This is a genomic window from Agrobacterium sp. CNPSo 3708 (genome assembly GCF_028674915.1).
Lineage (GTDB): Bacteria > Pseudomonadota > Alphaproteobacteria > Rhizobiales > Rhizobiaceae > Agrobacterium > Agrobacterium cavarae.
Genome location: NZ_JAQZSF010000007.1, coordinates 212,350 through 238,537, shown reverse-complemented (window position 1 = coordinate 238,537; position 26,188 = coordinate 212,350). Strand labels below are relative to the sequence as shown.

Below are 26,188 nucleotides of genomic sequence, written 5' to 3'. Positions count from 1 at the left end.
CCCAAGGCCGATGCGCCAAAAACAGACGCCAAGGGGATCTGGGGTTGGATGCTGTTCGATTGGGCAGCGCAACCCTTCTTCACCGTCGTCACCACCTTCATCTTCGGACCTTACTTCGTCGCCCGACTGACGGACGATCCCGTTTCGGCGCAAACGCTCTGGAGCAATGTCGCGACCATCTCGTCCGTTGTCATCGCGATCTTCTCGCCGATCCTTGGATCGATTGCCGATCAGTCCGGATCGCGAAAACCCTGGATCGCGTTTTTTGCCGTCATCAAGATCGCATGTCTTGCGATGTTGTGGTTTGCCGCGCCCGGATCACCGGTGCTATGGCCGGCCCTCTTCATGATCTTCGCCTCGATTGCGGCCGAGTTCTCCATCGTCTTCAACGATTCCATGATGCCGCGTCTGACGACACCTGAAAATGTCGGGCGGATTTCCAACACCGCCTGGGGGCTTGGTTATCTTGGCGGGATGATCGTGCTGATCTTCATCGTGCTGTTCATGGCGGCCAGCCCACAGACGGGCCTTACCATCATCGGCCTGCCGCCGCTTTTCGGTCTGGACCCGGCAACGGGAGAGGATGCCCGCATCACCGGACCGATCGCCGCGATCTGGTACTTCATCTTTATCCTGCCGATGTTCTTCTTCACGCCGGATGTGAAAAAGGGGCTGCCGCTTGGGCGGGCCGTGCGCTCGGGCCTGTCGGAGTTGAAATCGACGCTGAGGGAGTTGCGCCACCGCCCGCTCATCACGCGTTTCCTGATCGCGCGCATGCTCTATCAGGATGGCGTCAACGGGCTGCTCATCCTGGGTGGTGCGTTCGCCGCCGGCATGTTCGGCTGGGCGACAATGGAGATCGGCATCTACGGCATCATTCTCAACATCGTTGCCATTGGCGGCTGCTTTGCTGCCGGCCGGCTCGATCAGCGGCTCGGCTCGCGCACGATGATCATCATCAGTCTCGTGCTTTTGCTTCTCGCGACCCTCGGAATCATCTCGACGGAAAAAACATCGACGCTCTTCGGGTTGCTGCAATTCTCGACCGAGGGAACCCACGGTCTCTTCAGCAGCGGAGCGGAAAAGGCCTATATCGTCTACGGCGTGCTGATCGGTCTTGCCTTCGGCCCGGTGCAGGCCTCGTCACGCTCCTATCTGGCGCGCAACGTCACGATTGCCGAAGCGGGCCGCTATTTCGGCATCTATGCTCTCTCCGGTCGCGCCACCAGCTTCATGGCAACGCTGATGTTCTCCATCGCAACCTATGCGACCGGCTCCGCCCATATCGGTATGGCGACACTGATCCTCTTTTTGGGAGCCGGATTGATCCTGCTGCTCCGAGTTCCGAAGACCCTATAGCTGATCAAGCTTGGTCTGAAGGTTGCGCAGCTGCGCCTTCAGCTCGTCGATCTCCGAGGCGTCGGGCTTGCGCTGCTCCTTCGGCGTCGATGCCGGGGCGGAAAAGGGCGTGAACATCTGCATCGTCTGCTTGAAAAGTTCGGTGTTGCGCTTGATCTGCTCTTCCATCAGCTGGAAGGGAGCCGAGAAGTTCTTCGTCAGCGACGGGTCGCCGAAGGCCTTGCTCATATGTTCCTGCATATGGCTCTGCTGTTCGGAGAAGGTCTTCATCGAGTGCTCGAGAAAGGTCGGCACGACCATCTGCATCTGATCGCCGTAATAGGAGATCAACTGTCGAAGAAAGGCGGTTGGCAGAAGCGTGTTGCCGGTCTTGGCTTCCTGCTCGACGATGATCTGCGTCAGAACGGCATGGGTGATGTCTTCCGATGTCTTGGCGTCCTGAACCTTGAATTCTTCGCCGCGCTTGACCATCTTCGCCAGGTCTTCCAGCGTCACATAGGTGCTGGTCCCGGTGTTATAAAGCCGCCTGTTGGCGTATTTCTTGATAATGGTCTCGCCGCCATGTCTTCCCATCCTCGCCTCCTCGCGATGCCGGTCTTTTTTGTTTTCTTGGTGTTTTTGCTCTTCCCATTCAAAAGAGTATGCTGAAACAAAGGCGTCTGACAAATGGTTTGTGCGATGCAGCAGTCACTTTCTTGCGCAGCATTCTTGCAGCATGCGGGTGCTGCTGTGCGGGGTTCTTTCAAATCCTTTTGGCTAAATTGACTTGCGCCCCAAGCTTTGACAGTCTCGCGCCAAAATTCGGGAGAAACATCCATGCCTTCATCCTCCATTGTGATTGCGAGTGCCGCACGCACGCCGGTCGGTTCGTTCAACGGCAGCTTTGCCAATACGCCGGCGCATGAACTTGGCGCATCCGTCATCACTGCTGTTCTGGAACGGGCAGGCGTTGCCGCCGCCGACGTCGATGAGGCGATCCTGGGGCAAGTGCTGACCGCTGGCGAGGGGCAGAACCCGGCGCGTCAGGCCGCAATGAAGGCCGGCATTCCGCAGGAAGCAACCGCCTTCGGCATCAACCAGCTTTGTGGTTCCGGCCTGCGCGCCGTTGCACTCGGTGCCCAACAGATCGCCCTTGGTGACGCGTCCATTGTCGTCGCGGGCGGTCAGGAATCCATGTCGATGGCTCCCCACGCGGCGCATTTGCGCGGCGGCGTGAAGATGGGTGATTTCAAGATGGTCGATACCATGTTGAAGGATGGCCTGATCGATGCCTTTCATGGCTATCACATGGGCATCACCGCGGAGAATATCGCCCGCCAGTGGCAGTTGTCCCGTGAAGAGCAGGACGAATATGCGGTGCGTTCGCAAAACCGCGCCGAGGCGGCACAGGCGGCCGGGCGCTTTGACGATGAGATCGCGCCCTTCGTCATCAAGGGCCGCAAGGGCGATGTAACGATCGCCGCCGACGAATATATCCGGGCGGGCGCCTCGTTGGAGGCGCTGACGAAGCTTCGCCCCGCCTTCGACAAGGATGGCAGCGTCACGGCTGGCAACGCCTCCGGCCTTAACGACGGTGCCGCCGCCGTGTTGCTGATGACGGAAGAAGAGGCCGCAAAGCGCAATATCCAGCCTCTGGCGCGCATCGCCTCCTGGGCAACGGCCGGTGTCGATCCGCAGATTATGGGAACCGGCCCGATCCCCGCCTCGCGCAAGGCGCTGGCAAAGGCCGGCTGGTCGGTCGGCGATCTCGATCTGGTCGAGGCCAATGAGGCCTTTGCCGCGCAATCCTGCGCCGTGGTTCGCGATCTCGGTCTCGACCCAGAGATCGTCAACGTCAATGGCGGTGCGATTGCGATCGGCCACCCGATCGGCGCATCCGGTGCACGCGTCTTGAACACGCTCGTTTTCGAGATGAGACGGCGACAGGCCCGCAAGGGTCTCGTGACGCTTTGCATCGGCGGCGGCATGGGCATTGCCATGTGCCTCGAAGGGCTGTGATCGGCCCAAATCATTGAAATGCCACGTTGGCCCCTCTAAAGGGCTAAGCTTTGAAAGTGAGGGCCTTGAAGATGAGCCGGGTGGCATTGGTAACAGGTGGGACAAGCGGCATCGGCGCTGCGATCGCAAAAGCGTTTCATGCAGCCGGTTATAAGGTCGCGGTCAACTACGTCTTCACAGAGGACCGCGCCGAGGCTTTTCGGCGGACGACTGGAATACCCGCCTATCAATGGGATGTGCGGGATTACGATGCCTGCGTGGCCGGTGTCGCCGAGGTGGAGCGAACGCTCGGACCGATCGACATCCTCGTCAACAATGCCGGCATTACCCGCGATGCCATGTTCCACAAGATGACGCCGCAGCAGTGGCGTGAGGTGGTCGATACCAATCTCAACGGCGTCTTCAATATGACGCATCCGGTCTGGCCCGGCATGCGTGAGCGGGGCTTCGGTCGCATCATCACCATCTCGTCGATCAACGGCCAGAAAGGCCAGGCGGGTCAGGCGAATTATTCTGCGTCCAAGGCCGGCGATATCGGCTTGACTAAGGCGCTGGCGCAGGAGGGTGCCTCACGCAACATCACCGTCAACGCCATATGCCCTGGCTATATCGGCACGGAGATGGTCCGTGCCATCCCCGAAACCGTTTTGAACGAGCGCATCCTGCCGCATATTCCAGTCGGTCGATTGGGTGAGCCGGAAGAGATCGCCCGATGCGCACTGTTTCTGGCGTCGGATGAGGCAGGCTTCATCACCGGCTCGACGCTGACGGCCAATGGCGGGCAATATTTCGCCTGATCGCATCGCTTTTACCATCACGAATCCGTGATCGACGGCGTGGTGACGCGCTCGGTCCACAGACGCTCATTCGCGATGCTCTGTTAAAGATTCCGCTAAAGCAATGAAAATACGAAGCTTTTCGTCCAGTTTAGAAGCTGTCTAAACATATCACATGTCAAAAGCGCGTGGTTGTTTTTCTTGACATCGAATGTCCTGTTTTGGTTTAACAGAAAAAACAACGTGTTGCGTCACGCAGGCAATGGATCATGCTGGTTTGTAGCTGCAATTACATCACCGACAACGACATTCGCGATGTCATCAACGAGCTTCTTGATGAAGACTGTTGGCAGCTCATCGTCCCAGCGAAAGTCTATCATGCCATGCAGAAGCGTGGCCGTTGCTGTGGCTGTTTCCCGACTGTCGTCGACCTGATCATCAAAACGACGGAAGAATATCATGCACGTCGGCACTCGACTGAGGCCGAAGTTTTTGATTTTATGTCCCGCCTAAAACAATTACATGAAGACCACAGGAGAGCGGACATTGAAAGGCGACAAAAGAGTCATCGAGCAGCTTAACGAGGCACTGTTCCTCGAACTCGGTGCAGTGAACCAGTACTGGCTTCACTACCGGCTGTTGAACGACTGGGGCTACACAAAGCTCGCCAAGAAAGAGCGCGCCGAATCGATCGAAGAGATGCAGCACGCTGACAAGATCATCGATCGCATCATTTTCCTCGAAGGCCATCCGAACCTCCAGACCGTTGCACCTTTGCGCATCGGCCAGAACGTCAAGGAAGTGCTGGAAGCCGATCTCGCCGGCGAATACGACGCTCGCACGGCCTACAAGAAGTCACGCGACATCTGTCACGATGCTGGCGACTATGTCTCGATGAAGCTGTTCGAACAGCTCCTCATCGACGAAGAAGGCCACATCGACTTCCTCGAAACGCAGCTCGATCTTCTCAACAAGATCGGCGAAGCCAAGTACGGTCAGCTCAATGCCGACTCGGCCGATTCTGCGGAATCCGAGTGATCCTTTTGGCAATGAATTGAAAAAGGCGGCAGAGATGCCGCCTTTTTTTGTTCTTACGGTTTCATTGCTCTTATGGGGCCAGATGGCGGAATTGCTCGACCACCTGTTCGTAGACCGATCGTTTGAAGGGTACGATCAGCTCGGGCAGGCTTTCCATCGGCTTCCAGTCCCAGGCGTCGAACTCCGCCTCGTTGCTGCCCGGCGGCGGGTTGATCTGGATTTCGCTCTCATCGCCATCGAAGCGGAAGGCAAACCATTTCTGTGCCTGGCCGCGATATTTGCCGCGTAGTCCGATGCCGATCAGCTGTGGCGGCAAATCGTAATGGATCCAGTCACGTGCTTCGGCCAGCAGGGTGACCGTCTTCATGCCGGTTTCTTCATAGAGTTCGCGGATGGCGGCAGCGAGCGGCGCCTCGCCCTCATCTATACCGCCCTGCGGCATCTGCCAGAGCTGTGGTGAGCCATCGAACTCCGAATTGCCTTGAGAGATACGGCGCCCGGCCCAGACGAGGCCCTTATCGTTCAGAACCATGATACCGGCGCAGGGGCGGTAGGGCAGATCGTCTGCTTTGATCGACATTCTTGAACCTGGATGTTGATTGTTGGTGGAGCAGACTTACTGTTTGCCGTCTTGCGAGACAAGCGCGGAAACGCCGACGATCTCGATGCCACGCGCTGCCGCTTCGACCGACCATTTGGAGATGGCGGCAACGCTCTCATCGAAGGCAGAGGCAACACCGATGGCGGAACCGTTGCGCCGCGCAATCCGCTCCAGATCGTCCAGCTTGCGCAGGATGGCGGCGTCATTCACCTGATCGTCCAGTTGCAGATCGGCAAAGCCGATGGGCGTGGACACGGCCTTGGCGATGATGCCGGTGCGCGATTGCGCGGACGATCCGTCATCCAGAAACAGCAGGCCACGCTGGCCGACATCGCGCAGCACCGGCTCAAGCGCCTTGTTGTCCGCCATGAAGCGCGCGCCGAGATAGTTCATCACGCCGGTATAGTTGGTGATCTTCGCCATCGAGCGGTGAAGCCGTTCCAGATTGATCTTGGCTGGATCGGAAACCAGCAGAGTGTCGGGGCCTGGATCGGTGCCGGGATAGCCGAAGGGCTCGAAGGGGATCTGCAGCAGGACCTCATGGCCCTCACGACGGCCTTCCTGCATCCAGCGCTGCAGGCTGTTGCCAGTTGCGGCAAATCCAAGTGTCACTTCCGGCGGAAGCTCTTTGATCGCCTTCTGCGTGCCCGTCTGGCTAAGCCCCAGCCCGCCGACCACGATGGCGATGCGGGTGCCGCGTGCCCCGGACCAGGGCCTTGCATACTGATCCATCGGCTTCAGGCCGTCGGCGCTGATGATGGGAAGCCTGCCGAACGGGCTCTCCTCCAGCAGTTCGTCATTCGGTCGCATCGCCACACGCGGGTCCTGGCCAACCGTCTGGCCGGTCATCAGCACGGGCGCGTTGTCAGTGCGGTCTTTCGGCGAGAAGACGGAGACGACATTGCCGTCCGACATGGTGTTGCGCTGGACATTGGCGCCGGAACGTCCGCTTTGCAGGTCGACGGCACTATCCCCGTTTGTCGATGCTGCCTGATCCGGCGGCGCTCCTGCCGGTCCCAGCGCCACATCCGGTGCGGTGGAGCTTTTAGCCAGATTGCCGGCAGAAAGCGCCGTATAGAGGGATAGCCCGGCCACACCGCCGCCTGCGAGAACCGCAAGCAGCGTCAACACAGAAAAGCGCCGGACGAACCCGACGCTCTGTTTACGCTTCCGACCCATGAGCGGTTTACGCAGGTCTGATGACAATGGTGTTTCCGTGGCTGATGCGTGATTGACGTCTGACCGGACAGGGAAAGGCACCGGCCTTGGACCGGTGCCTTTGATGTCTTACTGCTTGTTGACGACTGCCTTTTCCGGGTTTGGCGGGAAGGACGCGTCGGTCTTGGTGCCATGCAGCAGGTCCAGCGCATAGTTCAGCTGGATGTCGTCCTTGGCTTCCGGCGGAACGTAAGCTGCAGAGCCCGAACCTTCTTCCGTTTCGCTCTGGCCCTGGATGTGACCGCGCAGGCTGGATTCGCCCTCGGCGCGAATACGACCCTGAAGCTCCGGCGGCAGAGGCTGCTCCACCTTGATATCCGGCGTAATGCCGGTGCCCTGGATGGATTTGCCGGACGGCGTGTAATAGAGCGCCGTCGTCAGGCGCAGAGCGCCGGTTTCGCCAAGCGGAATGATTGTCTGAACCGAACCCTTGCCGAAGGAACGCGTGCCGACAACCGTCGCACGACGCAGATCCTGCAAGGCACCTGCGACAATCTCGGACGCAGAGGCGGAGCCACCGTTGATCAGGACGATCACTGGCTTGCCGTCGGTCAGGTCGCCAGCCGTGGCGTTGAATCTCCGGGTTTCATCCGGATTGCGGCCACGGGTGGAGACCACTTCGCCACGCTCAAGGAAGGCGTCGGACACGTTGATCGCCTGGTCGAGCAGACCGCCCGGGTTCAAGCGCAGATCGAGCACGTAGCCCTTGAGCTTGTCGGCCGGAACGTCCTGCTTGATCTTCTTGATCGCCTTTTCGAGATCGTCATAGGTCTTCTCGGTAAAGGAGATGACGCGCAGATAACCGACATCTCCACCTTCGACGCGCGACTTGACGGCGCGGACTGCGATGATGTCACGCATGACGGTGATGTCGAGCGGCTTGTCGGCGCCCTGGCGGATGATGGTGAGCTTGATCGGCGTCTTGACGGCGCCGCGCATCTTCTCGACCGCGTCCTCCAGCTTCAGGCCGCGAACAGGCTGTCCGTCGATTTCGGAAATGAAGTCGCCGGCAAGAATGCCAGCCTTGGCAGCGGGCGTATCGTCCATCGGCGAGATGACCTTGACCAGCTCGTTTTCCATGGTCACTTCGATGCCGAGGCCGCCGAACTCACCCTTGGTCTGGGTGCGCATGTCGTTGGCATCTTCGGCATTCATGAAGCTCGAATGCGGATCGAGCGAGCTCAGCATGCCGTTGATGGCGTTTTCAACCAGCTTCTTGTCATCCGGCGGCGTTACATATTGCGCGCGCACCCGCTCGAAGACATCGCCGAAAATCGAGAGCTCCTTGTAGGTGGAAGGGCCTGCTGCCTGCGCCGGCAGGCTGGCAGAATAGATAACGCTCATCGCTGTGGCGCCCATGAGCCCACCGATGAGAAGAAGCGAAGCCTTACGAATCATTACGCGCCCTTCCGGTATTTTTTGCGGACCACCAGGGTTGAGAATCAACCGGCACTCCGTCTTTTCTAAATTCAATGTAAAGCGTTGGCTTGTCAGTTTCCAGCGCCAAAGCCGCCGCACTCGCCACTCTTTTTACGCCCATGGAGGCAATCGGCTCACCGGAGAAAACGAACATGCCCTGCCGCGTTCTCACATTGTCCATGCCCGTCAGTACCAAATGATAACCGTCGCCAGCGTTGAGGATGATCATGCGGCCGTAGCTGCGAAATTCTCCAGCAAAAACCACAAAGCCATCGGCTGGCGCTGTTACCAGTGCTTCCGGGCCGGTCGCCACGACGATTCCCTTGGAGAAATGCCCTGTTCCGTCGGCATCGCCGAAGCGTCTCAGCACTTCTCCGGAAACCGGCATTGCCAGCTTACCCTTCAAGCTCGAAAACGGATATGCTGGCGCAATGCGGTTTTTATCGGGCACCCCGGCCTCGGTTTGCGCCTCCAATTTGTCCCGCTCGGCAGGCGGAAGACGGGCGATTCGCTCCTCTTCCAGACGTGCCTTTTCCTTGGCATCGCGCACCGAGGAAATCTCGTTTTCAAGCGATGAGACAAGGCCCTCCAGGCTGGTCGCCTTGCTTGCAAGTTCTTCTGATCGCTTGCGTTCTGCCTCAAGATCGGCGGTCGTCTGGCTGCTCTTCTTGTCGTTTTCGGCACGCAGCAGATCTAGCCGCTTTTCCTCTTCCAGGCTTGCCGTCATCATGCCGGTCAACTGTTCACGCTCTCCAGCAATCGCCTGGCGCAGGTCAGTCAATTCTTTGAGAGCGGAGACAAGCTTGTCGGTCTCGGCGCGAATGCCGGGAACGACGGCGCCGAGCAGGATCGCGCTTCTAACGGAGGCGAGTGCATCTTCGGGAGAGACCAGAAGGGCAGGTGGCGGATTGCGGCCCATGCGCTGCAGCGCGGCCAGCACCTCCGCCAGGACACCGCGGCGCTCGCGAAGCGAGGCTTTCACATCGTCCTCGCGCACGCTCAGTTTCGCCAGACGGTCCTCGCCATCGCTGATCTTGGCTTCCAGATCCTTGCGGCGCTGTGCCGAGGCGATCAGTTCTTCCTTGATCCGGGCCGTGTCCTGATTGAGCGCTGCAATGCTCTCTTCAAGCTGCCTCGCCTTGTCTTCCGACAATCCAATGCTGTCCACCAGTTCCTGCAGATCCTGGCGGTTCTGGTCACGGCGTGTTTCCAGTTCCCGCAATTCGCTCGGTGATTCTGCCGGTGGAGTGGCAGTGGCAGTGGTCGCGGTCGGTGCGGCATCCTGAGCAGAGGCGCGCGACATGGTCAAACACGTCAGTCCGATGAAAAGCGCGACACTTGCCTTCAGTGCAAGCCGACCCGCTGGGGACACAAGCCGGAATGTGTCGCGTGCTGGACCCATGATGTTGTCTTTTACCTGCTCGATAAGATTGGCGACCATACGCTGCTTCGCCGCTTTGCGCCAATAGGTCTTGATGAGGGTGCGAGATAGACCTGCATTTGCGACAAAACCGTGTCGGGTTCAGACCCGGTGGTAAGGGTGACCGGACAGGATGGTAACGGCGCGGTAAAGCTGTTCGGAAATCAGGAAGCGGACGATCTGGTGCGGCCAGGTCAGCTTGCCAAGGCAGAGTGTGGCGGTTGCCTTCTCGCTCAGCGAAGGGTCGAGACCGTCCGCGCCGCCGATCGCAATCACCACATCGCGCTTGCCGTTGTCGCGCATGGTGGCGAAAAGCTCGGCGAAAGCGGGACTGTCCAGCGCCTTGCCGCGCTCGTCCAGAAGGATCAGTGCAGCACCGTCGGCGAGATGCTTTTCCAGCATCGCCGCTTCTTCGCGTTTGCGCGTCTCAGGGTTGGAGGCACGGCTTTCCTGTACCTCGATCATCTTGGCGAATTCCAGCCCAATCGCCGGACCTGCCTTGGCGAAGCGATCCAGATAGCGAGACGCAAGCTCTTTCTCAGGGCCGGATTTCAGCCGTCCCACTGCAAAAATTGAAATCCGCATTCACATATCAGCCTGTTCGCAACCCTGTCGGGTTGCGCTTTTAGCAGGATTGGCTGAGGATTTCCATGCGACCGAAAAAGCCTTCGGCCTAAAGCGTGTCGCGATTTCTCAGATTCGCGCTTACGCTTTATTCCCTTGCTTTATCGCATGGCGTTATCGCAAAACCGCTGCACACTTCTGCACGGCATGCTCTAACCCGCGATCAATGCAGTGTTTCTTCCTCGATGTCCGGGGTCGCCCACATCTTTTCGATGTTGTAGAACGCCCGCACTTCAGGACGGAACACGTGGATGATGACATCGCCTGCGTCGATCAGCACCCAGTCGCCGGCCTCAAGGCCTTCGACACGCGCGCCGCCGAAACCCTCATCCTTCATATCGGTGATGAGATGTTCGCAGATCGCCGTCACATGCCTGTTCGACCGCCCGGACACGACCACCATGTAGTCTGCCAGCGCCGATTTTCCGGCAATGTTCAGGGAAACGATATCTTCTGCTTTGGAGTCCTCGACACTCGCAAGGACGGTTTCCAGGGCACGACGGGCGGCATCGACGCCACTCTCCTGGCCCTTTGGGATAGCGCTGTAAGCTCTTCCCTTAGCGTGTACTGTTGTCAGAGGTTTTCCTTTCCGAAATGACAAAACAGATACTGCGCGCCGCGATTCTCGACGACGCATAATAAAAGTGGCACCATTGGATTCACTTTTCAAGATGTGGGGAGGCAAGCCAGCGCTCACACTTCATTTATGGTGCGGGCTGTTGCCGTTGCGCAAAGCCGTCGAGCTCAACGTCGAGCGCGGTCCATGGATGAAGACCCAGGCCGGTGCCTGCTTCTTCCACAAGACACCGGCATCATCCTCATCAATGCGGGCATGGCTGAAGGCCTGCGCCATGGTGGAGGAAAGATAGGCAAGCGTTGCACCCGGGCGATCAATGACGGCAATCGGAAAGGTCTCGGCGATCAGCCGCCATTTTTGCCAGTGATGAAAGGTTCTGAGATTATCCGCCCCCATGACCCAGATGAAATGGGCATGTGGGTTGCGCGCCTTTACCTTTGCCAGCGTATTGGCCGTATAGCTGACACCGAGTGTCTGCTCGAAGGCGGTGATCTTGATGCGCGGGTCGGTGACGAGATTTTCGCAGGCGGCGATACGGTCGGCAAGCGGGGCCAGTTCTGTTCGGTTCTTTAACGGATTGCCAGGCGTCACCATCCACCAGAGTTGATCGAGCCCGAGGCGCCGCATGGCAATTTCCGCCACCAGCGCATGGCCGTCATGGGGCGGATTGAAGGACCCGCCGAACAGACCGATCACCATGCCGCGCTCGGTGTGCGGCATGGTCAGGTAACGTTGGTCAAGTGCCCGATCAGCCGCCAAAAATCAAATCCGCGTCTGGCCGGTGCCATGCACGCGGTATTTGAAGGACGTCAGCTGTTCGACGCCGACGGGCCCACGCGCATGCATCTTGCCGGTGGCAATGCCGATTTCCGCTCCCATGCCGAACTCGCCACCATCGGCAAATTGTGTGGAGGCATTGTGTAGCAGAATGGCGCTGTCGATCTCGTTGAAGAAGCGGGCAACGACCTCCGCGTCTTCGGCGATTACCGCTTCTGTATGGTTTGAGGAATAGGTGCCGATATGCTGTATCGCACCGTCGATACCATCCACCAGGGTCACCGAGATGATGGCGTCGAGATATTCCGTGCGCCAGTCCTCCTCATTCGCCAGCGTCACGCCTGCAACGGCGTTTTGCACCTCATCCGAACCGCGTACTTCGCAGCCTGCCTCCAGCAGGATTTTTACCAGGGGCTCAAGGTGGGTTGCTGCCACGGCGCGATCGACCAGCAGGGTTTCGGCAGAGCCGCAAATACCGGTGCGGCGCATCTTGGCGTTCAGAACGATCTTCTTTGCCATGTCGAGGTCGGCGGATTTGTCGACATAGACGTGGCAGATGCCTTCCAGGTGCGCAAAGACGGGCACACGGGCTTCTGTCTGCACACGCCCGACCAGGCTTTTTCCGCCACGCGGCACGATGACATCGACGGTGCCACCAAGGCCGCCAAGTAGCAGGCCGACGGCGGCGCGATCGGTCACCGGCACGAGTTGGATCGCATGCTCTGGAAGGCCAGCTATCTTTAGCCCTTCCACCAGGCAGGCATGGATAGCGCGCGATGAATATTGCGAATCCGATCCGCCGCGCAGGATCACGGCGTTACCGGCCTTGAGGCACAGCGCACCGGCATCTGCCGTCACATTGGGGCGGCTCTCATAGATGACGCCAATGACGCCGAGAGGTGTGCGAACACGCTCGATCTTCAGGCCGTTGGGACGATCCCAGGCCGCGATCACCTCACCGACGGGATCGGCAAGATTGGCAATCGCCCGGATACCTTCGGAAATGCCGGCGATGCGCGACGGGTCGAGTTTCAGGCGATCGATGAAGGAGCCGGCCACGCCCGCCTGTTCCGCTGCCGCGACATCCTGTCTATTGGCATCGAGAATGCGGTCCACAGATGCATCGATGGCCGATGCCATGGCGAGAAGCGCGCGGTTCTTCTTTGCGGTCGAAGCGATGGACAACGGTCGTGAAGCAGCTTTCGCCTGAGCGCCGATATTCATCATCAGCGCATCGACAGACTGGCTTTGCTTCACGGCCTGGTCAGGCATCGACTTCATCCTTCTTTGCTTTTTTGATTTTCACGGCAGCGCCGGTCATCACCAGATCGTCGCGGTGGATCATGGCGGAGCGCCCGACATAACCGAGGATCGTTTCGATCTCGTTGGACTTGTGACCATTGATGCGGCGTGCCTCGTCGGCATCGTAGCCGGCAAGTCCGCGCGCGATCTCGCGACCTTGCGCGCCGATAATGGCAACGGCATCGCCGCGGCCGAAATTGCCCTTCACCAGTTTGACACCGGCAGGCAGCAGGCTCTTGCCCTGATGAAGCGCCTTTTCGGCACCCTCATCCACATGCATTTCGCCCGCCGGCTGAAGCTGGCCTGCGATCCAGGTCTTGCGGGCTGTCACGGGCGTGCCGGAAGGCGCAAACCACGAGGAGCGCGCGCCATTCTCGATGGCTTTCAGCGGATGCAGCGTCTTGCCCGATGCGATGATCATGGCGCAACCGGCAGCAGTGGCGATCTTGCCCGCGTCGATCTTGGTGCGCATGCCGCCACGCGACAGTTCCGACGCGGCACCTCCGGCCATGGCCTCAATTTCGGGCGTGATGTCCGCGATGGTTTCAAGAAACCTGGCGTCCGGGTCGAGATGCGGAGGGGCTGTGTAGAGGCCGTCAATGTCAGAGAGCAGAACGAGCAGATCCGCACCGGTCATGGTCGCGACGCGAGCGGCCAGCCGATCATTGTCGCCGTAGCGGATTTCGGTCGTCGCCACCGTATCGTTTTCATTGATGATCGGTGTCGCACCGATCTTCAGCAACTGGTTGATCGTCGCGCGCGCATTGAGATAGCGGCGGCGTTCTTCCGTGTCGGAAAGCGTCAGCAGGATCTGTCCCGCGACGATGTCATGCTTGGAAAGACTTTCCGACCATGCGCGTGCCAGTGCGATCTGCCCGACGGCTGCTGCTGCCTGGCTTTCCTCCAGCTTCAGCGTGCCGGTTGGAAGATTGAGAACCGTTCGGCCAAGCGCGATCGCGCCGGAAGAAACGACCTGCACATCGGCGCCGTTCTTCTTCAGCGCCGCGATATCATCGCAGATCGCGTCAAGCCAGTCCTTCTTCAGCCCCGTCTTGCGGTCCACCAGAAGCGCGGAGCCGATCTTGATGACGATGCGATGATGGCTGCCAAGCGGTTTTCTGGCAGATGTCATAGACGGTCGTCTCCGTCCTCTAGCTCTTCGATCGGCATGGAGCGGTCGGGAAGGGCGGTCTCGCCGCCTTCGCTGGCATCGACGATCACATCGCGCAGTGCGCGCAAGGCTTCCGTCATGCCGATATGGGCGGCAGCCGAAAGAAGAAGCGGAGGACGGCCACAGGCCTTTTCCAGTTCCTTGGCCTTCTTCTTCAGTTCCTTCTCGTCCAGCACGTCGATCTGCGACAGGGCGACGATCTCGCGCTTGTCGGTCAGGCCGCCGCCGTAGGCGTTCAGTTCCGCCTTGACGGTCTTGTAAGCCTGGCCAACCTTTTCTTCCTGCGCGGACACCAGATGAAGCAGCACGCGGGTGCGCTCCACATGGCCGAGGAAGCGGTCGCCGATACCCACACCTTCATGCGCGCCTTCGATCAAGCCCGGAATATCGGCCAGAATGAATTCGCGACCGTCAATCGTGGCAACGCCGAGATTGGGGTGGAGCGTGGTGAAGGGATAGTTGGCGATCTTCGGACGCGCGCGCGTTACCGTTGCCAGGAAGGTGGACTTGCCGGCATTGGGCAGACCGACGAGACCAGCATCGGCAATCAGCTTCAGGCGAAGCCAGATGGTCTTTTCTTCACCTGCGAGGCCCGGATTGGCATGCGTCGGCGCCTGATTGGTGGAGGATTTGAAATAGGCGTTACCGAAGCCGCCATTGCCGCCTGCGGCAAGGCGAAAGCGCTGGCCTTCCTTGGTCAGGTCGATGATCAGCGTCTCGTTGTCTTCTTCGAAGATCTGGGTTCCGACAGGTACCTTCAGCACCACATCCGATCCCTTGGCGCCAGTGCGGGTCTTGCCCATGCCGTGCTGGCCGATCGAGGCCTTGAAATGCTGCTGGAAACGGAAGTCGATCAGGGTGTTGAGGCCATTGACGACCTCGACCCACACGTCACCACCGCGTCCGCCATCGCCGCCATCCGGGCCGCCGAACTCGATGAACTTTTCGCGCCGGAAGGAGACGGCGCCTGCGCCGCCATCGCCGGACTTGATATAGACTTTTGCTTCATCGAGAAATTTCATCGGACTGCCGTTCTGTCAGCTTGCATGCGGTCATGGCCTTGCCATCCGCGTCAAAAAGGTTCTGTCGCCTGGAATATAGCCGCTTGCCCTGAAGGTCAAAGATTATCATGGGCAAGCGCCTATGGAACAAGGCCGGTTTGCGACAAAACCGGCCTTGTCCATCGCGTTGTACGTTACGGTCGGACGAAGCCTTCCGCCGTCAGCTCGGTGTCAATATGCGCGACCATGGTGGCACGCGCGACCGCATAGACCTCACTGCAGCCGGTAATGCGGAAGCCGAGCTTCTCCTGCACGTTGAGCGAGGCCGGGTTATCGGCGAAGACGCCCGAGTGCAAAACCTCGTTCGGCATGCGCCGGAAGAAGCGCTCGACGACGGCGCCAACGGCCTCCGTCATGTAGCCCTTGCCCCAGTAGAAGCGGTTCAGCCAGTAGCCGAGGTGCCATTGACCGTGACGGCGCTCTACCGACACCACGCCGATCAGGGTGTCATCACCGGTGGTGATGGCGAAATCCCAGTCGGGCAGGGTGCCTGACGTCCGCAGGATCAGCCATTCCAGTGCATCCTGCTTGTAGTAGGGCGCTGGAACACGGGCCAACATGCGGGTCACTTGGAAATCGGCAAGCGTGTCCGCAATCGAGCCCGCATCGGTGAGCCGCTGGGGCCGGAGCACCAGCCGTTCGGTTTCGATCGTCGGGCAAGGGCCGGGCGGCGGGGTCGTTTCGACGCTGCGAGGGCGCATCAGCTGAGCCGTACTCATCGCATGTCTCCCCAGCTTCTCAATGATACCCATGTCTTGCGATCCAGCCTGTACCATTCGACCGGGACCATGGCGCCCAACGCCAGCGATCCGACCATGCCGGAACCCTGAAGCTGAAACCCGCACTTTTGTATGACACGGCGAGAGCCGATATTTGTGACCCGGCACCGCGCATCGATCTGGTCGATCTCGCGGGTACGGAAGGCCATGTCGATCAGCGCATGGGCCGCTTCGGTGGTGTAACCCCTGTTCCAATAGGGTTCGCCAAGCCAGTAGCCCATTTCAAGGGTCTTTTCGTCTTCCTGCGGCTCCAGTCCGCAGCACCCCATGAACTCGCCATTGTCCATGCGCGTAATCGCATAGACGCACTTGCCAATCTCGCCATTTGCTGCACGGCGCACAAAATCCGCGGCGTCTTTCGCCGTGTAAGGGTGCGGCATGCGCGACACCATGGTCGCGATGTTGGCGTTGTTGGCAAGATGGGCAAGGGCGTCGATGTCTTCTTCGTGGGGTTTGCGCAAGACAAGTCTTTGCGACAACAAGACGGGGCAATCGCTCCTTGACCGTTCAGGTCTTATCCGTTCTTCGGGTGACCGTGATTGGTCGACCCTCAACAATTCAGCTTGCATGGTTCAGTCCTCCGTGGAGTTAAAGAAAAAAGGGGAGTTGGGTGGTGCCCCAACTCCCCTTTTTTGTGACTGAACCTGTTACGTCTCAGCCGGGTCATTGGGACACCGGCTGCATATGACGCTTACCGGCTTATTCTGCGGCTTCCGCTTTCGGCGCTACGGACACGAATACGCGACCATTGGCCTTCGTGCGGAAGTTAACGTTGCCTGCCGTGAGTGCAAAAAGCGTATGATCTTTGCCCATGCCGACATTGGCGTCGGGATGCCACTGCGTGCCACGCTGACGAACGATAATGTTGCCTGGAATGACGGCTTCGCCACCGAACTTCTTCACGCCAAGGCGCTTGGAGTTGGAATCGCGACCGTTACGCGAAGAACCGCCAGCTTTTTTGTGTGCCATTGGATTGCTCCTTTAAACCTAGTTTCCCGTGTCGCGCCGATTAGGCAGCAACGATGTCCGTGATACGGACGACAGTGTGATGCTGACGATGGCCGCGCGTACGCTTGGAGTTCTGACGACGACGCTTCTTGAAGGCGATGACCTTCTTGCCGCGGTTGTGCTCGACAACTTCAGCCTTGACCGTTGCGCCTGCAACGAAAGGTGCGCCGAACTTTGCATCAGCGCCAACGCCGACAACGAGAACTTCAGTGAATTCTACAGTTGCGCCTGCGTCTGCTTCCAGCTTTTCGATGGTCAGCACGTCGTTGGCGCTTACGCGGTACTGCTTACCGCCGGTCTTGATGACTGCGAACATTTTTTATCCTTTCATGTTCGTTCCGGCTCTGCGCTTTTGGCACTGGCCGTCTTTTTATCAGTCGGAGTAGCGGAAATTCGTCGAGGCAAATGCCCTTGGAAACTCTGCCGGTGGACCGCTTTTTTCAAAGCGGAGTAAACGGAAGGCGCAATACGCCATCAATTTGGCTGCGAATTACGCGAGCGAGGCCTTTATGTCAAGGTTCAAAACGGCCTAAAAACGACGGCTGCGCCTAGAAAATCAGGCCTTTTGCGCGGTTGTTGCAAACAGGTCTCGAATTTTATGTCGCAAGGGTTTATATCAGCCCCACAGCAAGGAGCAGAAATGGCCCGCATAGACAGTACCGACGATTGGCGGGATCGCCACGCGCCGACAATATCAGCGTTTGAATCGCTTGCCATTGAGGCATATGGCCACCTGCCGGAAGAATTTCGTGCGCTGACGAAAGATCTGATCATCGAGATCTCGGAGTTTCCGACCGACGATGTGTTCGAGGACATGGCGCTCGAAACGCCGTTCGACCTGCTCGGCCTTTTCGAGGGCCGCGGCATTTCGGAGCGTTTCACCATGGAAACCGGCGAGATGGTCAACCGCATCACGCTCTATCGCCGCCCGATCCTGGATTACTGGGCCGAGAACGAAGAGACGCTTGGCGACATCATCACCCACGTCCTCATCCACGAAATCGGCCATCACTTCGGCCTGTCGGACGACGACATGGAGCGGATCGAGGAAAGCGCGGACGACGCGGCGGCAGATCGCGGGTGAGTGACTTAACTTGCGTGCGCGTGTGCGACAAAGCCGCAACGCCCGCTTTTTGTCGTCCTCGCCCTTGAGGCGAGGATCCATAAGCCATTGACGCTATTGGTAAAGATGGATCCTCGGGTCAAGCCCGAGGATGACGGTAGAGGAGGCGTCGACCGTCACAACCGCTCTTACTGCTCACCCAGCTTCATATCAGGATGATAGTTCTTGCCCTCGACGGTCTTCGTCACCGCCTGGCCGCAATGCATGATGCCGGCTGCGGCGTTGAAGGCGTAGCTTGGAGAGCCTGCAAGTTCCCAGCCCTTGTTGAGCGCATCAGTGACGCGGTGACAGAATTTGGCGTCGTCCGGGCCCGTGATGAAACGATAGACCTTCATGTGTTTCCTGCCTTTCTTGCGGCGATGATCTCGGCGATGGCGACGAGGCGTTCTGCGCCGGCGACATGCAGCCGTTCGATCATCCGTCCGTTGATGTTGATGACGTTCAATCCCATAGATTCGGGCTTTGCGAAAGCCGCGATCGTCTCGCGCGCCTCTACAAGTGCCGCTTCATCCGGAGTGAAGGCGATGTTTGCCGCCTCGATCTGCGTCGGGTGGATCAGCATCTTGCCATCAAAGCCCATGTCGCGGCCCTGCTCGCATTCCATGGCGAAGGCAGCCAGATCGCGAAAATCGTTGGAAACGCTGTCGATCACATCGAGACCGTAGGCACGGGCCGCAAGCACCACCTGCATCAGCCATGGGACGAGATAGGTGCGCCCCGGTCTTGCCGGAACGCGGGTATCCTTGCGCAGATCGTTCAGTCCCACCACGAGGGCGCTAAGCCTTGCGGCTTTGGTGTGCGCGGCTTCGGCAATCGCTGCGGCATTCAGGACGCCGCGCGGTGTCTCGATCATCGCCCAGATCTGCATCTCTTCCGGAGCGTCGGCTTCGTCCAGAAGGTCGGCAAGTTCATGAATGTCGGAGGGCTGCTCGACCTTTGGCAAGAGTAAGGCTTGGGGGCCGCAGGTCAGCGCAGCCTCCACATCCTTGAGCCCGGTCTGCGTGGAAAGCGGATTGATGCGGATGATCGCTTCGCGGTTTGCAAGCGGCGTCTCGCGGAAGAAGGACAGGAGATTGCTGCGCGCCTCATCCTTCATGTCGGGAGCAACCGAATCTTCCAGGTCGAAGATCGCGCCATCGCAGTCAAGAGAGCTTAGCTTTTGGAGGGCGCGCAGGTTGATTGCAGGCACAGACAGCAGCGAACGGCGCGGGCGTGCAGTATTATCGACAAAAAATTCGGCCATGCCCCACTTGTGTCAATCTTTTGTTACATCTGCAAGGTCGATGACGGTGTGAAACCTCTTGCAAGCGTCAAGAAGAAGGCCCACATTCGTCTGGACAGAAAGGTTTGGACCATGCAGGGCATTCGTACATTCTTCATCGCAGCCTCCAGCATCGCAGTTCTGGCTCTCGCCGCGCTCTTCACCGCATCTCTGACGATCGCATTCGTCGGAACGCTTGCGGTTCTCAGCATCGCCAAGATGTTCTCCTCCCGCCTCAAGCCTGAGCCCATCCGCGTGAAGACGCAGGATCGCCGCCAGCAGAACATGCGCGTGTGGAATGACGGTCGCGGCACGATCATCGATCTCTGATCGGTTCGACTGACGCTTTGGCATTGTAATCCAATTATTGGCGGCGTACCGCAATGGCGTGCTTTGATCTTCAAAAGCGCGCCTTTTTGCTTTAATGGCCTTGGTTGAACGGCTGAGTGCCGGCCAGAATTTCGGAGTGAGAGATGGATAAGTTCACCAAGCTGACGGGTGTTGCCGCCCCCATGCCGGTCGTCAATGTCGACACGGACATGATCATTCCCAAGGACTACCTGAAGACCATCAAGCGCACCGGGCTTGGCAAGGGCCTGTTTGCCGAATCGCGCTACCTGGAAGACGGCTCGCCAAACCCCGATTTCGTGCTGAACAAGCCTGCCTATCAGAATGCGCAAATCCTGGTGGCTGGCGACAACTTCGGTTGCGGCTCCTCGCGCGAGCACGCACCCTGGGCGCTTCTCGATTTCGGCATTCGCTGCGTCATTTCCACCAGCTTCGCCGACATCTTCTACAGCAACTGTTTCAAGAACGGCATTCTGCCCATCGTTGTCAGCCCTGAAAACCTCGAAAAGCTCCTCGACGATGCTTCGCGCGGCTCCAACGCCGTGTTGACGATCGACCTGGAAAACCAGGAAATCAGCGGCCCCGATGGCGGGCGGATCACCTTCGAGATCGATGCCTTCAAGCGTCACTGCCTGCTGAACGGTCTGGATGATATCGGCCTGACGCTGGAACATGCAGGCGCAATCGATAGCTTCGAAAAGACCAACGCCTCTGCCCGGCCCTGGGCCTGATCAATCCTTCTGACTAAGCGCGGACACCTCTCCGTCGTCATCCTCGGCCTAGAGCCGAGGATCCACGTCTTTCAATAGCGCCAATGGGTTATGGATCCTCGGGTCAGGCCCGAGGATGACGAGGAGGAGAGCTTTGACCTCCAAGAGCCTTGTGTCGAAGACCCCCTCCAACCTCCAACCTCCAACCACGCAGTCGATGCCTGATACATCGTCGTGTCATGTATTTTGGAGCATGAGATGAAACTGAGATGATGTGACAGCCGGTTTGCTGCGTCACCCGTACCGAATAGGCTTTTGCTTTGCTTGAAATGCTGCGGGTCGAGCGTTAAGAAGCCCGCATCTTGCAGCCTTTCGGCGTTGCAACCCATGTTTTGACGTGCGCTTCTTTCCAAGCGCCCAAGGAGGATTTCATGACTGTGCGCTCGCTCTTCCTGTTGCCTGGCGACGGTATCGGCCCGGAGGCGATGACCGAGGTCCGTAAGCTGATCGATTACATGAACAGCGAGAAGAATGCCGGCTTCACGGTTGAGGAAGGCCTTGTTGGCGGTTGCGCTTACGACGCGCATGGCGTGGCGATTTCCGATGCGGATATGGAAAAGGCGCTGGCAGCTGACGCCATTCTGTTCGGTGCAGTCGGCGGACCGAAATGGGATGGCGTGCCTTATGAAGTTCGTCCGGAAGCGGGTCTGCTGCGCCTGCGCAAGGATCTCGAGCTTTTCGCGAACCTCCGCCCAGCGATTTGCTACCCGGCGCTGGCCTCTGCCTCGTCGCTGAAGCCAGAGCTCGTCGAAGGTCTCGATATTCTCATCGTTCGCGAACTGACGGGCGGCGTCTATTTCGGCGAGCCGAAGCAGATCATCGATCTCGGTAATGGCCAGAAGCGCGGGATCGACACGCAGATCTACGATACCTTCGAAATCGAGCGTATCGCCAGCGTCGCCTTTGAACTGGCGCGCACCCGCGGCAACCGCGTCTGCTCCATGGAAAAGCGCAACGTCATGAAGTCCGGCGTTCTGTGGAACCAGGTCGTCACCGAAACCCATGCGGCGAAGTACAAGGATGTGCAACTGGAGCATATGCTGGCCGATGCCGGTGGCATGCAGCTGGTGCGCAAGCCCAAGCAGTTCGACGTCATCGTCACCGACAATCTCTTCGGCGACATGCTCTCCGACGTCGCCGCCATGTTGACGGGCTCGCTCGGCATGCTGCCATCCGCGTCTCTCGGTGCGCCGGATGCCAAGACCGGCAAGCGCAAGGCCATGTACGAGCCAGTTCACGGTTCCGCTCCCGATATCGCCGGCCAGGGCATTGCCAACCCGATCGCAATGATCGCCTCCTTCGCCATGTGCCTGCGCTACTCCTTCAACATGGTTGATGACGCCACCAAGCTGGAAACGGCGATCGCCAATGTGCTGGAAAAGGGCATCCGCACCGCCGACATCATGGCCGCCGGCGCGCGCCAGGTCAGCACGTCGGAAATGGGCGATGCGGTTCTGGCGGAATTCAAGGCTCTGTAGATACGTCTTTATTGTTCTGTCGCGCCCGAGCTTTGCTTGGGCGCCACGACAGCATCGGCCCGAAAATCGACATCGATTTTCGGACCGATGCGTCTATTCAAAAAGGTGTTGCAAGCACGGGCGGACCTTGCGCTAACCGATCCGGTATGCGCATCGTCTCGCACCCTGTAGCAGGTGCTCGGTCCTTTCCACCGGTGCGCCCAGCACGGCTCTGAAAATATCGATCTCCGAACGGCAAAAGCCACGGCAGGCGGTTGCGGCGGCGCATATCGGACAATGGTTTTCGACGAGGATGAAGTGTCCATCCTCTTCCTGCCACCAGCTTGCCATATAGCCCTCGGCCACCCGCAAGGCTGAGAGCCGCGCGACACGCTCGTCCAGCGTAGGGGCGTCGAGAAGTGCCGCGCTGTACATCGCCGCTGTCTTGCGCTCCCGGGCTGCAATGATCGTTTCCAGCGCATCCTCACCAAGCTCGCTGCCGATCGCTTCTATGAGGGATACCGCGACGTCAGCATGACCATCTGGAAATTCGCGATGGCCGGCGCTGGTCAGGCGCCAGCTTTGACGCGGCCGCCCCCGCCCGATTGCGGGTTGCGCGATGCTTTCCACCAACCCTTCATCGGCGAGTTTGGCAAGCTGCTGGCGCGCCGCTTCGCCCGTCAGGCCAAGAACTTCGCTGAGCTCTGACGTGGCCTTCGGGCCTTCGGTCTTCAACAGAAAGAGGAGCCTGTCACGGGGAGAAGGGCGCATTTTGTCTGTCCTGCCACTTGCTTAATTTATCTGCGGGTATAATTTCCAAGATATAACTTGGATAATTCCATGCCGCCGACTTTGCAACGGCCTTTTATCGGAAATTCGATCATGTCTTCTCCCGGCGCCCCTTCGTCAACCAGTCTTTGGACCCTGTTTTCCGCCCGGCATCTGGGAGCAAGCCTGATGCTCTCAGGTGGCATCGCGCTCTATGCGATCGAGACCTATGTGACGGCCACGATCATGCCGTCTGTCGTGCGTGATATTGGTGGCCTGCCCCTCTTCGCCTGGGTGACGACGCTCTACGTCACGGCCTCTGTGCTGGGGTCGGTATTTATCGCCATCCGTCCACGTGGCCTTAGCCTCAATCGGACCTATAGTGTCGGTGCAGTCCTCTTTCTCCTTGGTTCGGCGATCTGCGCTGTGGCGCCAACCATGGAGATCGTCCTTGCCGGGCGAGCCGTGCAGGGCTTCGGGGCCGGCACGTTGGCAACGCTGGGCTATGCGTTCATCCGCTATGTCTACCCAGAATCTCTGTGGAACAAGGCGACGACGCTTTATGCTGCGATCTGGGGTATCTCGACCTTCATCGGACCGACGCTCGGTGGCTTCTTCGCCGAGGGCAGCGCATGGCGACATGCTTTCGCGATCATCGTCCCCTTCGCACTCATCATGGGACTTCTGGCGCCGTGGCTGCTGCCGGTGGGCGTGGATGACCGGACCGAGACCAAGGCGCCGCTAAAGCAGATGATCCTGCTGTCCGCTTCGCTTTTGCTGGTCAGCTTTGCGAGCACCGCCGAAGAGATTGGCGCCCGCACCTGGCTTGTGGTTTGCGCCCTCACCGCCATTGCAGCACTTCTGCTTGTCGAACGACGGGCGACGTTGCGCATTCTGCCGCGCGGCGGCACTCTTCTATCGATGCCGATCGCGCGTGTTTATGCTGCGATGTTCATGCTTCTGGCGGCCCTGACCTGCGACATTTACATCCCCTATTTCCTCCAGAACCTGCACAATGTGCCGCCGTTGATCTCGGGCTATATCGTCGCCCTTGTGGCGCTCGGCTGGACGGTAGCCGCCTTCATATGCAGCGATTTCACCGGCAGGGCGATGCGCCGCTCCATTCTTGTCGGCGCCATTCTGGAAGCTGTTTGCATCGGCATGCTGGCCGTAACGCTGGCACGGCTCAATCCCAGTGGGGACGTGCTTCTGGTCAGCGCAGCCGCTTTTCTGATCTTCGGCATGGGCTTCGGCGTTGGGCTCGGTTGGGCGCATCTCGTGACCCATATTCTGCATCTCGCCGAGCCTGATGAGAAAGACAAGGCATCCGCCGGTATCACCACCGTCCAGTCTCTCGGCAGCGCTTTTGGTGCGGCTCTTTCCGGCGTGATCGTCAACAGCACCGGGTTTGTGAGCCCCGGCGGCGTCGAGGGGGCAGCATCTGCCGCGACGTGGCTCTTCATGCTCTTTGCCCTACCAGCGGTTCTGGCAGCGTTCGCGGCCTTCTCATTGCCAGAGCCACGTTACGGAGCGCATGTGGGTGACAATGATTGATCGATGCCGGGCCTAAGTCCTCGAAGTGATTGAGGCGGCTTAATTTTTTGCTGCGTCTCCGGGCTTCGCGGAGATCGCGTGGACGGTCGGATCTTCCGGGCGTCCGATGTTCTCGCCCTTGGCAAGCAGCGGTTCGTAGCGCTTGTCGGTCAGCGTCTTGAGGAAAGCCACGATGGCATCGACGCGCTTGTCGTCGAGTGCCGGGGCGGACGTCAGTTCTTCCATGGCGATGTTGTCCGGAACCTCCGGCGCATCCCATTTCTCGCCGGTTTCCGGGTTGATCTGCCGGCTCGGCTTCTTGCTCTTGTACTTCACATAGAACAGCACGACGGTGCGCAGGTCCTTGAAGACGCCGTTGTGCATGTAAGGGCCTGTCACCGCGATATTGCGGAGCGACGGCACCTTGAACTTGCCGCGCTGTGCCGGATCGTCGCCGACGGCTGGATTTTGCGCCAGGCCGAGATCGACAGCATCCGGCTTCGACCCATTGGCTGCGCGGGCTAGTCTGTTGGCCGGGACGCCGATGTTGAAGTATTTGTGGTTGGTGAAGACGCCGTCCGAGAGGCCGTGCTCACCCTTGATCGTGTGGCAGGTGTTGCAGTTGGTGAACTGCGTGGACGACATCAGCACGCGGCCGAGTTCTTCCTGATCCGTCAGCTTTTCCTCGCCGCGCAGGAAGCGGTCATATTTCGAATCGAAGGTGGAAAGCGCATCGGATCGCTCGTAAGCGGCCAGCGCCTTGCCCATGGCGGCGAAGGCTTGCTCGTCGTTCTCGAATACGTTCGGCCCGAAATGGCTTGCAAAGGCAGTGACGTAGTCAGGATTTTCCTTCAGCCGCTTCACCACGCTCGACTTGTCGGCCATCCCCATTTCGATTGGGTTCAGCGGCGGACCGCCGGCCTGATCTTCCAGCGTGGCGGCGCGTCCATCCCAGAACTGGCCGCCAATATAGTTTCCGTCGGCGTCCTTGCCGAAGGGCGGGGAGAATTTGGCGTAAGTTGCCGTCGGCGCGTTGCGATCTCCCAGCGACTTGCCATCATCGCCAAGCGAAACCGCATGGCCTGCCTTTTCCGTATCGCGGATGTCGGTGAAGCCGTTGGCAGAGGTGTGACATGTGGAACAGGACATCGTCCGGTTCATCGACAGATTGGCGTCGTGAAACAGCGCTTCGCCGAGCTTTTCGACGGTTGGGTAGTCGGTGCCGCCATGGGCAGCTCCGCCAAGACCCATCGCTACGGGAAGGAGGATGAGTGCCGAAGCGGCAAGAAAATGAGAGAAGTGCCTGACCATGTCAGAGCCGCCGAAAATGATGAAACCGGTGGCTCTATACCATCTTCTTTACGCCGCGCACAGAAACTTTCTTCAAGGTCTCCACTTTGTCGCAGGCGCTTATTTCGACCTCAGACGTCGAAGTAATCCTCGAAGGATTCGGGGAAGCTCTGGCGCGCCACGCGCTCGTCGATCACGAGCATCGCCTCATAGGAAAGCGGATCAAAATTCTTCTCGGCGGGGAGAACTTCACGCCCGAAGAGCAGGCTGAGGCGGGCGGCATCGAGATTGCCCCGCTCGAAAGGCTCTGCGCCGAAATGGTGCCAGAGGGCATGCAGGAAGGCCGCATCGATACGATGTTCCGGCGTGCCGGGACGTGCCTTGCGCGGCAGTTGCTTGATGGGGGTGACGCCGCGCGGATTGGCGCGGCGTATGGTAAACTGGACGCCTGTGCCCGGCATGCCGGATGGAAAACCACGGTGTTTGGTCATGTCGGGCAGGTTCGCCATT

The 26,188-nt window shown here is 59.2% G+C and carries 30 protein-coding genes; 10 read left to right on the top strand and 20 right to left on the bottom strand.

Annotated elements, in window-relative coordinates:
* Positions 1–48: 48 nt before the first annotated feature.
* Entirely contained in the window at positions 49–1,359 is a 1,311-nt protein-coding gene (locus tag PVA19_RS16675) for an MFS transporter (RefSeq protein WP_274103617.1), read from the top strand.
* On the opposite strand, the gene phaR is transcribed toward PVA19_RS16675, so the two are convergent.
* Positions 1,354–1,932, bottom strand: coding sequence for a polyhydroxyalkanoate synthesis repressor PhaR (gene phaR / locus PVA19_RS16670; protein WP_274103488.1), 579 nt, complete (start codon positions 1,930–1,932; stop codon positions 1,354–1,356). The genes PVA19_RS16675 and phaR overlap by 6 nt on opposite strands.
* A gap of 243 nt (positions 1,933–2,175) precedes the next feature.
* Here phaR and PVA19_RS16665 point away from each other — a divergent pair, with 243 nt between their 5' ends.
* The 4 genes from PVA19_RS16665 to bfr all read left to right on the top strand — a co-directional run bounded on the left by PVA19_RS16665 (position 2,176) and on the right by bfr (position 5,171).
* Positions 2,176–3,357 carry an acetyl-CoA C-acetyltransferase gene (locus PVA19_RS16665; RefSeq protein ID WP_274103487.1) on the top strand — a complete coding sequence of 394 codons (1,182 nt, stop codon included), beginning with the start codon at positions 2,176–2,178 and terminating at the stop codon, positions 3,355–3,357.
* A 71-nt stretch (positions 3,358–3,428) separates the two neighbouring features.
* Positions 3,429–4,154 (top strand): acetoacetyl-CoA reductase, encoded by a 726-nt coding sequence (phbB, locus tag PVA19_RS16660; protein WP_113259573.1) that lies wholly within the window; start codon positions 3,429–3,431, stop codon positions 4,152–4,154.
* Positions 4,155–4,402: 248 nt separating this feature from the next.
* Positions 4,403–4,714 carry a (2Fe-2S)-binding protein gene (locus PVA19_RS16655; RefSeq protein WP_082447437.1) on the top strand — a complete coding sequence of 104 codons (312 nt, stop codon included), beginning with the start codon at positions 4,403–4,405 and terminating at the stop codon, positions 4,712–4,714.
* Positions 4,680–5,171, top strand: coding sequence for a bacterioferritin (gene bfr / locus PVA19_RS16650; RefSeq protein WP_027673553.1), 492 nt, complete (start codon positions 4,680–4,682; stop codon positions 5,169–5,171). Before PVA19_RS16655 ends, bfr begins: the two co-directional genes overlap by 35 nt.
* Positions 5,172–5,241: 70 nt before the next feature.
* Here bfr and PVA19_RS16645 read toward each other — a convergent pair whose 3' ends face one another.
* The 14 genes from PVA19_RS16645 to rplU form a co-directional block, all read right to left on the bottom strand.
* Positions 5,242–5,751: an RNA pyrophosphohydrolase gene (locus PVA19_RS16645; protein WP_112519360.1), complete on the bottom strand. Its 510-nt coding sequence runs from the start codon at positions 5,749–5,751 to the stop codon at positions 5,242–5,244.
* A gap of 36 nt (positions 5,752–5,787) precedes the next feature.
* On the bottom strand, positions 5,788–6,978 hold the full coding sequence (locus PVA19_RS16640) for a divergent polysaccharide deacetylase family protein (protein ID WP_274103484.1): 1,191 nt from the start codon (positions 6,976–6,978) through the stop codon (positions 5,788–5,790).
* A gap of 81 nt (positions 6,979–7,059) precedes the next feature.
* Positions 7,060–8,388, bottom strand: a complete 1,329-nt coding sequence (locus PVA19_RS16635; RefSeq protein WP_274103483.1) for a S41 family peptidase — start codon at positions 8,386–8,388, stop codon at positions 7,060–7,062.
* Positions 8,378–9,712: a murein hydrolase activator EnvC family protein gene (locus tag PVA19_RS16630; protein ID WP_440599387.1), complete on the bottom strand. Its 1,335-nt coding sequence runs from the start codon at positions 9,710–9,712 to the stop codon at positions 8,378–8,380. The genes PVA19_RS16635 and PVA19_RS16630 overlap by 11 nt, the downstream gene beginning before the upstream one ends.
* A 219-nt stretch (positions 9,713–9,931) precedes the next feature.
* Positions 9,932–10,414, bottom strand: a complete 483-nt coding sequence (gene rlmH, locus PVA19_RS16625) for a 23S rRNA (pseudouridine(1915)-N(3))-methyltransferase RlmH (protein ID WP_112359182.1) — start codon at positions 10,412–10,414, stop codon at positions 9,932–9,934.
* 202 nt (positions 10,415–10,616) lie between these two features.
* Positions 10,617–11,090 (bottom strand): ribosome silencing factor, encoded by a 474-nt coding sequence (gene rsfS, locus PVA19_RS16620; RefSeq protein ID WP_062444487.1) that lies wholly within the window; start codon positions 11,088–11,090, stop codon positions 10,617–10,619.
* Positions 11,091–11,153: 63 nt separating this feature from the next.
* On the bottom strand, positions 11,154–11,750 hold the full coding sequence (locus PVA19_RS16615) for a nicotinate-nucleotide adenylyltransferase (RefSeq protein WP_274103613.1): 597 nt from the start codon (positions 11,748–11,750) through the stop codon (positions 11,154–11,156).
* Positions 11,751–11,792: 42 nt separating this feature from the next.
* A complete protein-coding gene (locus tag PVA19_RS16610) occupies positions 11,793–13,079 on the bottom strand; it encodes a glutamate-5-semialdehyde dehydrogenase (RefSeq protein WP_274103482.1) in 1,287 nt (428 codons plus the stop codon).
* Positions 13,072–14,241 carry a glutamate 5-kinase gene (proB, locus tag PVA19_RS16605; protein WP_274103480.1) on the bottom strand — a complete coding sequence of 390 codons (1,170 nt, stop codon included), beginning with the start codon at positions 14,239–14,241 and terminating at the stop codon, positions 13,072–13,074. Before proB ends, PVA19_RS16610 begins: the two co-directional genes overlap by 8 nt.
* On the bottom strand, positions 14,238–15,302 hold the full coding sequence (gene obgE, locus PVA19_RS16600) for a GTPase ObgE (RefSeq protein ID WP_062424758.1): 1,065 nt from the start codon (positions 15,300–15,302) through the stop codon (positions 14,238–14,240). The genes proB and obgE overlap by 4 nt, the downstream gene beginning before the upstream one ends.
* A 173-nt stretch (positions 15,303–15,475) precedes the next feature.
* Positions 15,476–16,060 (bottom strand): GNAT family N-acetyltransferase, encoded by a 585-nt coding sequence (locus PVA19_RS16595; protein ID WP_062444481.1) that lies wholly within the window; start codon positions 16,058–16,060, stop codon positions 15,476–15,478.
* A complete protein-coding gene (locus PVA19_RS16590; protein WP_062424760.1) occupies positions 16,057–16,689 on the bottom strand; it encodes a GNAT family N-acetyltransferase in 633 nt (210 codons plus the stop codon). The genes PVA19_RS16595 and PVA19_RS16590 overlap by 4 nt, the downstream gene beginning before the upstream one ends.
* A gap of 130 nt (positions 16,690–16,819) precedes the next feature.
* Entirely contained in the window at positions 16,820–17,089 is a 270-nt protein-coding gene (gene rpmA, locus PVA19_RS16585) for a 50S ribosomal protein L27 (RefSeq protein WP_062424761.1), read from the bottom strand.
* 40 nt (positions 17,090–17,129) lie between these two features.
* Positions 17,130–17,444, bottom strand: coding sequence for a 50S ribosomal protein L21 (gene rplU, locus PVA19_RS16580; protein ID WP_062424762.1), 315 nt, complete (start codon positions 17,442–17,444; stop codon positions 17,130–17,132).
* Positions 17,445–17,768: 324 nt separating this feature from the next.
* Here rplU and PVA19_RS16575 point away from each other — a divergent pair, with 324 nt between their 5' ends.
* On the top strand, positions 17,769–18,212 hold the full coding sequence (locus PVA19_RS16575; protein ID WP_062424763.1) for a metallopeptidase family protein: 444 nt from the start codon (positions 17,769–17,771) through the stop codon (positions 18,210–18,212).
* 167 nt (positions 18,213–18,379) lie between these two features.
* Here the strand turns inward: PVA19_RS16575 and PVA19_RS16570 are convergent, their stop codons facing one another.
* Both PVA19_RS16570 and PVA19_RS16565 read right to left on the bottom strand, forming a co-directional pair.
* Positions 18,380–18,586 carry a DUF1737 domain-containing protein gene (locus tag PVA19_RS16570; protein WP_274103477.1) on the bottom strand — a complete coding sequence of 69 codons (207 nt, stop codon included), beginning with the start codon at positions 18,584–18,586 and terminating at the stop codon, positions 18,380–18,382.
* Positions 18,583–19,494 carry an HpcH/HpaI aldolase/citrate lyase family protein gene (locus tag PVA19_RS16565; RefSeq protein ID WP_274103475.1) on the bottom strand — a complete coding sequence of 304 codons (912 nt, stop codon included), beginning with the start codon at positions 19,492–19,494 and terminating at the stop codon, positions 18,583–18,585. The genes PVA19_RS16570 and PVA19_RS16565 overlap by 4 nt, the downstream gene beginning before the upstream one ends.
* Before the next feature lie 111 nt (positions 19,495–19,605).
* Here PVA19_RS16565 and PVA19_RS16560 point away from each other — a divergent pair, with 111 nt between their 5' ends.
* The 3 genes from PVA19_RS16560 (at position 19,606) to leuB (ending at position 22,108) form a co-directional block, all read left to right on the top strand.
* The gene (locus PVA19_RS16560; RefSeq protein WP_062424811.1) at positions 19,606–19,842 is read left to right on the top strand and encodes a hypothetical protein; all 237 of its coding nucleotides are present in this window, start codon (positions 19,606–19,608) and stop codon (positions 19,840–19,842) included.
* 143 nt (positions 19,843–19,985) lie between these two features.
* Positions 19,986–20,591 carry a 3-isopropylmalate dehydratase small subunit gene (gene leuD, locus PVA19_RS16555; protein ID WP_062424766.1) on the top strand — a complete coding sequence of 202 codons (606 nt, stop codon included), beginning with the start codon at positions 19,986–19,988 and terminating at the stop codon, positions 20,589–20,591.
* Between the two features lie 410 nt (positions 20,592–21,001).
* Positions 21,002–22,108 (top strand): 3-isopropylmalate dehydrogenase, encoded by a 1,107-nt coding sequence (leuB, locus tag PVA19_RS16550; protein WP_062444474.1) that lies wholly within the window; start codon positions 21,002–21,004, stop codon positions 22,106–22,108.
* A gap of 132 nt (positions 22,109–22,240) precedes the next feature.
* Here leuB and PVA19_RS16545 read toward each other — a convergent pair whose 3' ends face one another.
* Positions 22,241–22,858, bottom strand: a complete 618-nt coding sequence (locus PVA19_RS16545) for a helix-turn-helix transcriptional regulator (RefSeq protein WP_274103472.1) — start codon at positions 22,856–22,858, stop codon at positions 22,241–22,243.
* 111 nt (positions 22,859–22,969) lie between these two features.
* On the opposite strand from PVA19_RS16545, the gene PVA19_RS16540 reads away from it, so the two are divergent.
* Positions 22,970–24,409 (top strand): MFS transporter, encoded by a 1,440-nt coding sequence (locus tag PVA19_RS16540; protein WP_274103471.1) that lies wholly within the window; start codon positions 22,970–22,972, stop codon positions 24,407–24,409.
* Positions 24,410–24,448: 39 nt separating this feature from the next.
* On the opposite strand, the gene PVA19_RS16535 is transcribed toward PVA19_RS16540, so the two are convergent.
* Together PVA19_RS16535 and PVA19_RS16530 are read right to left on the bottom strand one after the other, a co-directional pair.
* Positions 24,449–25,699 carry a cytochrome-c peroxidase gene (locus PVA19_RS16535; RefSeq protein WP_274103470.1) on the bottom strand — a complete coding sequence of 417 codons (1,251 nt, stop codon included), beginning with the start codon at positions 25,697–25,699 and terminating at the stop codon, positions 24,449–24,451.
* Between the two features lie 110 nt (positions 25,700–25,809).
* Positions 25,810–26,187 (bottom strand): hypothetical protein, encoded by a 378-nt coding sequence (locus PVA19_RS16530; RefSeq protein WP_062444471.1) that lies wholly within the window; start codon positions 26,185–26,187, stop codon positions 25,810–25,812.
* Position 26,188 lies beyond the last annotated feature (1 nt).